Genomic DNA, 10,219 nt, shown 5'->3' on the forward strand with positions numbered 1-10,219 from the left:
CTTAATCTTCTCCCCGTTGTCCCGCAGGCCGGGACCTGTTTAAACCAATCCGACTTTAAACCGTTATGAGCAATAAAAAACAGCAAGGCTTTACCCTGATCGAAGTGATGATCGTGGTGGTGATTTTGGGCATCTTGGCGTCCATCGTCGTCCCGAAAATCATGGGCAGACCGGACGAGGCCCGCGCCACGCGCACCTTGCAAGACATCAGGGCCATCAGCGCCGCGCTGGACTTGTACAGACTGGATAACTTCAGCTATCCCACCACCGACCAAGGCCTGGAAGCTTTGGTGCATAAACCCGCCAATCTACCGGCCGGCGCGCATTGGAAGCAGGGCGGCTATCTGGATCAATTGCCGGTCGATGCCTGGGGCAAAGCGTATTTTTATATGCAGCCCGGCGCGCACGGCGAATTTGATTTGTATTCCTTTGGCGCCGACGGTGTGGAAGGCGGCAGCGAAGCCGGCGCGGACATCACCAATTGGGTGCAAAAATAAGGCCGTACCACAGCTTGAAGGCGCGCGGTTTTACGCTGATAGAACTGTTAATTGCCATGGTCCTGATCGGCTTGATGAGCAGCATGGCGATGCTGGCGATGGGCAATGCCGATCACAGCAAGCAGCAACAATTGGAAGTTGAGCGGCTGGCAAAATTGCTGGCTCTGGCTGAGCAGGAAGCGATGATACGCGGCGAAAGTATCGGCTTGGAGTTGGTTGGCCAGGGTTATCGTTTTCTGTCGCCGGCACAAGGCAAGTGGCAGGCTGAGACTGGCGATGCGCTATTTAGACAGCGGGATTTGCCAGCCGGTATGCGATTGGCTTTAAGCCTAGACGAAAAGCCAGTGTATCTGAATCAACGGTTCGGCGGCCAAGTACATCCTGAACCGCAGATTGTGTTTACCCCGGACGGGGCCTCTGCGATGTTTCAAATTGCTTTGGATTTAGCCAAAAGCGAGTTCCGGTTTTGGTTGAGTAATACGGCGGATGAGGGCTTGGCAATTTCCAGTGTCGCCGTGAAGCCATGAAATACTCCGGCAACGGCGGCTTCACGCTGTTGGAAGTACTAATTGCGCTGGCCCTGTTAGCCATCCTGATGGCCGGTCTGATCAAGATTACCGCCGATAACACCAAGAACCTCTGGTACCTGGAAAACAAAACCATAGCAGCAACGATAGCCGCCAATCATGCGGTGCAATTGCGTTTGGATACCGAAAAACCGGAAAACCGGGATGGATGGGAAACGATGGCTGGCAGGCGTTGGTATTGGCAGGCCAGGCGCGGTGTGACGCCGAGTCTCGGCGGCACTGTCTGGGATTACCGGATTGAGGTGTTTCTGGAAGGCGACAAGTCACCTTACGCCGGTCTGCTTAGTCATATTCCGGCAGGCCATGAAAAATAGCGCCGGTCGCGGTTTTACCTTGCTGGAAATCCTGATCGCGATGGCCGTGTTTGCCATCATGGCGGCCATGGCTTATGCCGGTTTGCGTGCGGTGTTGGATGCCAGAGCCGGAACCGAACAGCGCTCGGAGAGCATTGCTGCGTTGCAGCAAACCTTGTATCTGCTGAACGAAGATCTGGCCCAAGCCTTACCGCGTTCTATTCGTGACGAATTCGGTAGCGAACAGCCGGCGTTTTCCGGTGGTAATGGCGAGGATTTGCTGACCTTGACCCGCAGCGTGCCGGAATGGTCGGCTTTGGCCATGCAAAGTCAGTTGCAACGAGTCAGTTATCGCCTGGAAAACGGCAGTTTGTACAGGCAAGTTTGGACCGTGTTGGATCGTACCCAACAGACGCAGTTTCGCCGGAAAAAATTGCTGGATGTTAATGCGCTTGAATTGCGCTTTTTCGGCAGCGACTGGACTACGCATTGGCCGGCAGACGGCAGCGGATTACCCAAAGCGGTGGAAGCGAATTTTAACTTGGCTGGTCTGGGTGATATGCGTCGGCTGTTTCTGGTGCGGGAATGAGATCGCTGCATCAGGCGCAGCGCGGCATAGCGTTGATCACGGTGATGCTGATACTGGCTATCGCCACGGTCGCGGTGGTGTCCATGTCCAGCGCGCGGCAGCTGGATATACGCCGCACCGAAAATCAGTTGCGTAGCATGCAAGCCTGGGAATATGCGTATGGCCTGGAAAGCTGGGCTGTTGGCCGGCTGGCGGCCGATGCCAAAGTGGGTGATGTCGATGGTTTGGATGACACCTGGTCCGAACCGCTGGCAAGGACAACTGTGGCCGGCGGTACGATGCAAGCGAAGCTTGATGACTTGCAAGGCCGGATCAATCTGAACAACTTATTGGTCGAGGGCAAAGTATCCGCGCCCGATGTGAAACGTCTGGAGCGCTTACTGGCGGTACTGAAACTGAAAACCGAATTGGCGCAGGCAATCGTGGATTGGATAGACGCGGATATGGACGCTAGCTATCCGCACGGTGCGGAAGACGAAACCTATACTCGATCCAAGCCGGCCTACCGCGCCGCGAACCGGCAATTTGCAGATGTTAGCGAGTTGCTGTTGGTAAAAGGCATGACGCGCGAGATTTATTCGAAATTATTGCCGTATGTGTATGTGGTGGAAGGCTACGCGCCGCTGAATATCAATACCGCCAGCGCCATGGTGCTGCGCTGTTTGGCGGACGACATCAGCGCCGATCGGGCCGCGTCCATGTTCAGGGCCAGAGGCAAGCCTTTCGCAAAAGTCGCCGAATTTTTAAAGGACGAAGCGGTTGCCGATGCCGGCATCGGTAAATACGGCTTGGGTGTCAGTTCGCAAAATTTTTTATTACAAGGGCAAATTGATATGGGCAAAACCCATTTGCAGTTTCAGTCGCAATTGCAACGCGATAGTGGTGGCGCGCAAGTGGTGAAGCGCCAGCGCCAGGGCTTGGCGCATGGCTGAGAAACTGCTGGTCAGATTCGGCGCCGAATCGGCCGATAAACTGGAATGGTTGAATCTTGCCGAGCCTGATAGCCAGCCGGCATCCGGCACGATGGCCGAGTTAACAGCGGCTGCGCAGGGTAAGTCTGTGCTGCTGTTATTGCCGGCTGCCTCGGTGTTGTTATTGCAAATCGAGCTGGCGGTTAAAACCACCGCGCAACTGAAAAAAGCCTTGCCGTTTGCCTTGGAAGATTTACTGGCCGAGGACGTGGAAAATTATCATCTGGTTTGGTTAAAGCAGGACCGGGATAAACTCGCCGTGGCGGCGATTACGCACGAAACATTAGCGGCGCTGCTTACACCGTTTCAGGAAGCCGGTTTGCAGCTGGATGGTGCGTATCCGGAAACCTTATGTCTGCCGTATCAGCCCGGACCAGCGACTTTGTTGCTCGACGACAGCAACGCCATTCTGCGCAGCGCTGCCTATTTGGGCGGTGGTGTGGATGCGCTGTTTCTGCCGCAGCTGTTGGAAAAAGTCCGTGCCGAAGGTGCTGATTTTCAGACTTTGCTGCTATGCAAAGGCAGCGAAGACAGCAAGCTGCCGGACGGTTTGGCTATTACCGGTATGGACACGGTCATCAAAGCACCTTTGTCATTCATGGCGAGTGCCGTCGAATTATTGCCTGTAGAGCTGAATTTGTTGAGCGGTGCCTATGCTGTCAGCAGCCGAAAGGTAGACCGCTGGCAACAGTGGCTGCCGGCGGCCATTATTCTGGCGGTGGCCTTGGCGGTGCAGAGCTACGCCTTATTGCACACCTACTGGCAACAGCAAGCCGAGCTGAGCGAGTTGGAAGCAAAAACCCAAGCGCTGTTCAAACAAAGCTTTCCCGAAGTGAAACGTATCGTTAATGTCAAAGCCCAAGCCGAGCAACAACTGGCGCTGCTCAGAAAACAACACGATTCCGTCGGTAGCGGTTTCATGCGCTTGCTTTACCGGTCCGGCTTGGTATTGAAAGACACGCCCGCCGTGCACCTGAAAAAGCTCAATTTCCTGAACGGCGGTTTGCAGTTGCATGTGGTTGCCGATGACATCGGCCAGCTGGAGCAATTCAAACAACAACTGCAAAGCAGCATGCTGGTGAAACTTCAATCCGCCGATAGCGGCGCAAACGGCGTGGAGGCGCAACTTGAGATTCGCGAAAAATGACTTAACCCAGCGTTTTGCTGAACTATCACCCAGAGAGCGAGTGCTGGGGCTGGGCGGTTTATTGGTCGTACTGGTGTATGGCGCATACCTGCTGTTTTACCAACCGATGGCGGAGCAGAGCCGCTTGCTGACGCTAAAAATCCAGGCGCAACAGCAAATCTATAGCTATTTACAACAAGTCGGCAACGAAGCGGCGGCTTTGCGGCAACAAGCCGCGGTTGATACGCCGGCAGTGGATGGCGGTAATCAATCGCCGCTGGCGTTAGTCGATTTCAGCAGCCAACAGCTGGATATAAAACCGGCGATCAAACATCTGTCACCGGAAGGCGAGGACAAAGTCAGCGTCTGGCTGGAAAATCTGGCCTTCGACCGACTGATGTCATGGCTGACAATTTTGGAAACCAAACACCGCTTGCAAGTGCTGCAAATCGATGTGGAAAAACCGGCCGATGCGGACGGTATCGTTAACGCCAAAGTCTTGTTGGGCGTTGTTTAGCCCGCCTTCATATTAGCCTGGCCTTTAACGTCCGTCGCTCCCGCGCAGGCGGGAGCCCAGTGTTCCCAATCGATTGGTGAAGCGGTCGCAAGGCGTTTGCTTGTCGGGGAATGCCGTGTTCAGCGCACGCAGAGTTCGAAGCTTGCCATCCATGGCACCGGACGCCCTTAACCCGGCGGCATGACGGACTTTTTGGATTTAACTAACTTGCTCAATAGCCAGCAAGGCCCTTGCCGTCGAGAGCTAGCGGCCACTAATACCTAGGCTACACCGAAAATAGCTTTATTTGATTCCCGCATCCCAAGCTTCTCCCGGAGGGAGAAGGGGTTTCTTCCTTAACTGAATCGCACTGATGCGACCCCCGCAAATAGAATCTTAGATTTCATCGCTCCCTCCCGCGCCCAGTCATCAGCTGAATTTTCGTGTTAGCAGCGGGCTTTGTAATACAGATGTATTACATGTCACGTTAATTTAACAATGCTGTAACCGAAACGCCGCTATTGCTCTGGAATAATTCGCGCCAAGTTGAGGGGTTGAGGAACGGCCGTTCAGCAAAGATTCGGGAGCAACTAGGGAACACGGACGGCACGAACAAGGAGCGGCGAAGGAAGAGGATAGGGAGGAGGCTAGGCGGAACATGGTCGCGGGGGCAACAAAGCGGCGCTGTCAGGATGTTAGATGGTGTCGAGTGCAATCTAAAGCGTGTAAAAGCCAAACTCGTTGTGAAGCGGGGACGGAAAGTCACGGGTCTTGCAGGTCAAGACGGCTGGGCTGTCACCTTATGTCATTAATCGAAATTTAAACATGAGGTTTTAAAAATGAAATTGTCTAAAAAATTGTTGGCAGTTGCAGTATTGGCAGCGGCCGCTTCAGGCGCCGCGGAAGCGCGTATCCAAGCTATCGGCGATGCAACAGCAGACGGTAGTGAGTTTTTGTTTAACCTGGTTAACTACACAGCACAAAACTCTTACACGCTGGATTTGGGCATCACTGTTGAACAATTTTTGGCTAACCCCAGCCAACCATTGTCATTCACACTGAGCGACAACAACTTCCAATCGTTCGCTGCTGCTTACACTGCCGGCAACAACGTTACTTGGGGTGTTTCGGGTGGACATGGATTACTGAACGACCCTTCAGATACTGCTAAGTATGGTTTCTATACAACTTCAGTAGTTCCTGCACCTGCTGCTTTCGATACCAACGCAGCAGACATTAGCAACAGCATGAGTAAATGGAATGATTTGGTCAGCTATATCCAAACTCAAGATGCTAATGCCAACAACCTGAGCACCTTCAAAACAGTCGGCCAACAAGGCTACACTGCTGTTTACGGTAATGATTTGCAAACCGCATTGCCATTTACCGGGCAAGGCCAATTGGGCACCGCTTTGGCCTTTGTTCATGAAAAAGTCAATGATAGCGACTTCGACACTGGCGAATTAGTCACTTTTCCAGGTACATGGAATTTTGCAATCAACGGCAATGTCGGTTCATTGACCTACACCGCTGCACCTGCTGCTGTGCCGCTGCCAGCCGCAGTTTGGATGTTCGGCGCCGGTCTGATGGGTGTACTGCGCGCCACTCGCCGTAAATCGCTGGCGGTTTAATCCCGCAAACGTCTTGAGCCGGCCGGATTCTGTTTCGCTGGTTCCCTCTTCAAGAACGGGTCGGCTCACACTCTAAATTCAATCAATTGAGAGATATACAATGAAAAAGCAATTATTGTCTGCTGCTATCGCAGTGGCTTCTCTGGCAGGTTTCTCGCAAGGTGCATCCGCACATGCGCCTAGCGTTACGCCGGATATCGAAATCTTCATGTCCGGCGCTAGCGCGCAAGACAAAGCCCTGGCTGCCTTGTTTGTGAACTTGTGCGACGCCGGTACTTTGGATGTATTTAAAGACAACGGTACAGCGGGTTCCGAAGGTAAAAACCATAGTGCTTATTTCTGCACACTGAACTCTACTAACGTACCCGGCCTGACCGTCAACGGTTCTGCGGCAACCACGGCTAAAGTCCTGTTCCACAAACGTTCTGCCGGCGGTTCTGCGCAAGGCGTTAACCCGCTGATCGACGGCGTGGCGATTGCGGCGATGCGTATCGACAACGGTAACTGCACGCAACAAGGCGCGACCAACACTTGGTTTTGCAACGCCAGCGGCGCTAACCTGACCAACGTGCTGTCCGATGCCGGTATTTCCGATGTCGAGCCAAAATTGTTTGTTGGCCCAAACAAACCTTCAAACGCTTCTGCGGTTGATCCAGTGGCTGCCGACGCGGCTCTGAACGTGGTGCCTGCGGCGGCTTTGGTATTTGGTGTGCCGGTTTCCGATAACTTGTACGTGGCTTTGCAAAGAGCGCAAAACCTGTTGGCCGGTTTTGGCGGCAGCTGCGCACCGGGCGATTACACCGAAGCCTGTATGCCTAGCTTGAGCAAACAACAAGTGGCTGAATTGATCTCCGGTCAAATCAAAAGATGGTCCGAGTTTAAAGTAAACGGCACTGCCTTAACCAGCTTGACTGCCGGTTTGACTTACACCGATTCCGATGGCACTGTCAGAAACGTTACCCCTAACGATACTAAAGTGCACTTTTGCAAACGTATCGACGGTTCCGGTACCGGCGCACAACAATACGTCAAATTCCTGAACAACCCTTGCAGTACTGCCGGTTTGTCACCTGATTGGACGGGTTCTAATTTAGCGGGTCCTGTTAAGCATGAAGTTAGCGGTTCCGGTGATATGGAGTTGTGTCTGGAAGACTTTGCCGACGGCGAAGCGGTGGCTAAACAAATCACTACGACTAATCCAGACGTGTTCAACACTGCGGTTAACACTGCCGGTAACAGAGGCTGGGCCATCGGTCACCAAAGCTTGGAAAACAATGCCACGCACGCCAAGCATTACCGCTTTATCAAAGTGGACGGTGTAGCACCGACTCTGGAACAAGCCTTCAGAGGCAAGTATATGGATTGGGTTGAGCAAACCTTCCAATGGCGTAAAGGTATCAGCGCGGATAAATCTACCGTCATCGCTAAAATCGCTGCCGACGCGGCTTCACCAACCATTCTGGCTACCGAGTTGAACATTGGTTTTGTTCACCCATTCGGTCAATCAGGTTATCTGGCTATCGGTAACGGCAACAACTTCACCGACACCTTGAATGTCAATGCACCTGTTATGCCTTACTCGCACGCTGCCTCAGGTTCTTTGAGCAACTGCCAAGTGCCGGTTATCAAATCATCTACCAACACCAGCAAGCCGATGTAATCAGCATGTAACAAACCTTTAGTGTAATAGCTGGAGGTTCGCGCAAGGATGCGCATTGAATACAAACAGCCTTCGCTTGCGGAGGCTGTCTTTTTTTGCGATGGGTGAAATGAAACAACATTTGTTTTTAGGCTCGGTCCGTTTCGGTCTCGCGGCTGTGTTGCTGACGGCCAGCGCGCTTGGTCAGGCGGAAGAAACCGGCAATCAATTCGATTTACTGGAGCTGCGGATGAAGGGCAGCACCTTATTGGACCGGAAACTGGTTGAACGCACGGTTTACCGGTTTTTGGGGCCGAAAAAAACCATCGATACCGTGGAGGAAGCCCGTACCGCACTGGAAGAGCTTTATCGTAGTAAAGGTTATCAAACCGTCTCCGTGGATATTCCCGAACAGAACGTGGTCGGCGGCGTCGTGTATTTACAGGTGACGGAAGGCAAGGTGTCGCGCTTGCGGGTTACCGATTCCCGTTATTTCTCGTTGGGGGCCATTAAAGCCAAAGTACCTGAGCTGGCCGAGGGTAATGTCCCCAATCTACAAAAAATGCAGGAGCAATTGACCACGTTGGCCGGCGAGAGCCAGGATAGAACCGTGGTGCCGGTGCTGCGCGCCGGTGAAACGCCGGGCACGCTGGAAGTGGATCTAAAGGTGAAAGACGAACTGCCTTTGCACGGCAAGGTGGAAGTGAATTCTCACAATACGCAAAACACCAGCCGCTTACGGACCTTGGTATCGCTGCGTTACGACAATCTCTGGCAAAAATTTCACAGTGCTTCGTTTATGTATCAAACCTCGCCGGAAAATCCGGACGAAGTGGAGGTTTTGGTGGGCAGTTATGTGCTGCCGGTCATTGATGACGATAAGCGCCTGGCCTTATACGCGGTCAGTTCATCGTCAACGTCGCAAATTGCCAGCGCCGGCGCCTTATCGGTGATTGGTAGCGGTGATATTTACGGCGCGCGTTTTGTGTCGCCGCTGAAGACCCTAAATAATTACACCCACACTGCGACGCTAGGCGTTGATTACAAAGACTTTAAGGAAGATTTGAATTTATTAGGTTCGGATACCTTAAAAACCCCTATCAGTTATCTGCCGTTCATGGCCCAGTACAGCGGCAATTACCGCGATGCCGAGTCTTTGCTGTCTTTCAATGTGGGCGTTAATTTTGCGATACGCGGCTTGGGCAGCGATGAGCAGCAGTTTGCCGACAAGCGCTTTTTAGCCCGATCCAATTTTATCTATCTGAGCGGCGGTATGGATTACCGGCATGACTTGCCATGGGGTATGGAAGTGGCGGCGCGCATGTCCGGACAGATCACCGATTCGCCGTTGATCAGTAACGAGCAGTTTTCAATGGGTGGCTATCAAACCGTGCGCGGTTATTTGGAAACTAATGCGCTGTCGGATGACGGGGTGACCGCCTCGCTGGAATGGTATAGCCCCCGGCTGGTGCCGGACGAATGGGACGAGTTCGACAAAATGCGGGCGCTGGTGTTTGTCGATGCCGGGAAAGGCTGGATTGTCGATGCCTTGCCCGGTAATGCTAATGAAATGGCGCTGGCCAGCACCGGCGTGGGTTTACGTTTCGATATGTTTAAACATGTGCAAGGCGAGTTTGATTTTGGTATCCCGCTGCTGGACCAAGGCACTGTCCGGCGCGGCGAGAATAGGGTGGACTTTAGGATTGCTACCCAATTTTAGGGCGCGGTGGCTGAATGGTTGCGGAAGACGGGAGCGAATTAACTGGTGTCTTTGGGTTATTCGCTCCTGTCTTAATTATTCAGTCAAAACAGCGTTAATGAATCGTAGGCTGGATAAGCGAAGCGCATCCGGCAATCGTGGTGGATGCGCAAGGCTTATCCACCCTACGCGGACCCTTAAGAATTAACGGTATCGCCTTCCGGGCAAGGCGTGTTTACGACAGCCTGCTGAGGGAAAAGACACTATCAGTGGCTCCCTAGAGGGTCGCTAAAAACTCGTCATTCTCGCGTATGCGGGAGCCGCAGACCGTGCAGCGAATCCAGGTTGTGGATTTCCCTGGGCAGCCGCTTTTGCGGGCAATACGATTATTTTAGATTATAGGTTTCGCTTAATAATATTACATATTTATTGCAAATCTATTTCATGTAATAAATATGTAATATTTTATATTGCCTTGATACTACTTTTGTACAGTTATTATGCGGCTGTTTTAAATTAGTATTTATTCTGAATTAAACGGTTATTTAGGTAGTTAAAAGTTATTTTTATAATTTTTACCATTTTATTTAAATATTGCTAAACCCGTTGCGAGGCGGGGGCGGAAAGCCGCGGGTCTTGTCAGTCAAGACAGCCGGGTTGCCAACTGATTTTATTCGGTTGTTTCTTGGAT

10 protein-coding genes and 2 riboswitches are annotated in these 10,219 nt (G+C 52.4%); all 10 genes read left to right on the forward strand.

Going from position 1 to position 10,219, the window contains the following annotated elements; all coding sequences use genetic code 11:
• Positions 1-65 precede the first annotated feature (65 nt).
• The 10 genes from gspG to DDY07_RS03355 all read left to right on the forward strand — a co-directional run bounded on the left by gspG (position 66) and on the right by DDY07_RS03355 (position 9,549).
• Entirely contained in the window at positions 66-497 is a 432-nt protein-coding gene (gene gspG, locus DDY07_RS03310) for a type II secretion system major pseudopilin GspG (protein ID WP_171694800.1), read from the forward strand.
• On the forward strand, positions 482-1,024 hold the full coding sequence (gene gspH, locus DDY07_RS03315) for a type II secretion system minor pseudopilin GspH (protein ID WP_171694801.1): 543 nt from the start codon (positions 482-484) through the stop codon (positions 1,022-1,024). The genes gspG and gspH overlap by 16 nt, the downstream gene beginning before the upstream one ends.
• Positions 1,021-1,398: a type II secretion system minor pseudopilin GspI gene (gene gspI / locus DDY07_RS03320; protein ID WP_171694802.1), complete on the forward strand. Its 378-nt coding sequence runs from the start codon at positions 1,021-1,023 to the stop codon at positions 1,396-1,398. Before gspH ends, gspI begins: the two co-directional genes overlap by 4 nt.
• Complete coding sequence (gspJ, locus tag DDY07_RS03325) at positions 1,388-1,966, forward strand: type II secretion system minor pseudopilin GspJ (RefSeq protein WP_171694803.1); 579 nt, start codon at positions 1,388-1,390, stop codon at positions 1,964-1,966. Before gspI ends, gspJ begins: the two co-directional genes overlap by 11 nt.
• On the forward strand, positions 1,963-2,898 hold the full coding sequence (gene gspK / locus DDY07_RS03330; protein WP_171694804.1) for a type II secretion system minor pseudopilin GspK: 936 nt from the start codon (positions 1,963-1,965) through the stop codon (positions 2,896-2,898). The genes gspJ and gspK overlap by 4 nt, the downstream gene beginning before the upstream one ends.
• The gene (gene gspL / locus DDY07_RS03335; RefSeq protein WP_171694805.1) at positions 2,891-4,084 is read left to right on the forward strand and encodes a type II secretion system protein GspL; all 1,194 of its coding nucleotides are present in this window, start codon (positions 2,891-2,893) and stop codon (positions 4,082-4,084) included. Before gspK ends, gspL begins: the two co-directional genes overlap by 8 nt.
• Positions 4,065-4,580 carry a type II secretion system protein GspM gene (gspM, locus tag DDY07_RS03340; RefSeq protein ID WP_165385940.1) on the forward strand — a complete coding sequence of 172 codons (516 nt, stop codon included), beginning with the start codon at positions 4,065-4,067 and terminating at the stop codon, positions 4,578-4,580. Before gspL ends, gspM begins: the two co-directional genes overlap by 20 nt.
• A 700-nt stretch (positions 4,581-5,280) precedes the next feature.
• A riboswitch (cyclic di-GMP riboswitch) is annotated at positions 5,281-5,359 on the forward strand.
• Between the two features lie 39 nt (positions 5,360-5,398).
• Positions 5,399-6,190 (forward strand): hypothetical protein, encoded by a 792-nt coding sequence (locus tag DDY07_RS03345; protein WP_033159019.1) that lies wholly within the window; start codon positions 5,399-5,401, stop codon positions 6,188-6,190.
• A 100-nt stretch (positions 6,191-6,290) separates the two neighbouring features.
• Positions 6,291-7,850 (forward strand): hypothetical protein, encoded by a 1,560-nt coding sequence (locus tag DDY07_RS03350; RefSeq protein WP_033159018.1) that lies wholly within the window; start codon positions 6,291-6,293, stop codon positions 7,848-7,850.
• A gap of 109 nt (positions 7,851-7,959) precedes the next feature.
• The gene (locus DDY07_RS03355) at positions 7,960-9,549 is read left to right on the forward strand and encodes a ShlB/FhaC/HecB family hemolysin secretion/activation protein (RefSeq protein ID WP_253734393.1); all 1,590 of its coding nucleotides are present in this window, start codon (positions 7,960-7,962) and stop codon (positions 9,547-9,549) included.
• Positions 9,550-10,114: 565 nt separating this feature from the next.
• A riboswitch (cyclic di-GMP riboswitch) is annotated at positions 10,115-10,193 on the forward strand.
• The last annotated feature ends 26 nt before the right edge of the window (positions 10,194-10,219 follow it).

Source organism: Methylomonas sp. ZR1, from assembly GCF_013141865.1.
GTDB lineage: Bacteria > Pseudomonadota > Gammaproteobacteria > Methylococcales > Methylomonadaceae > Methylomonas.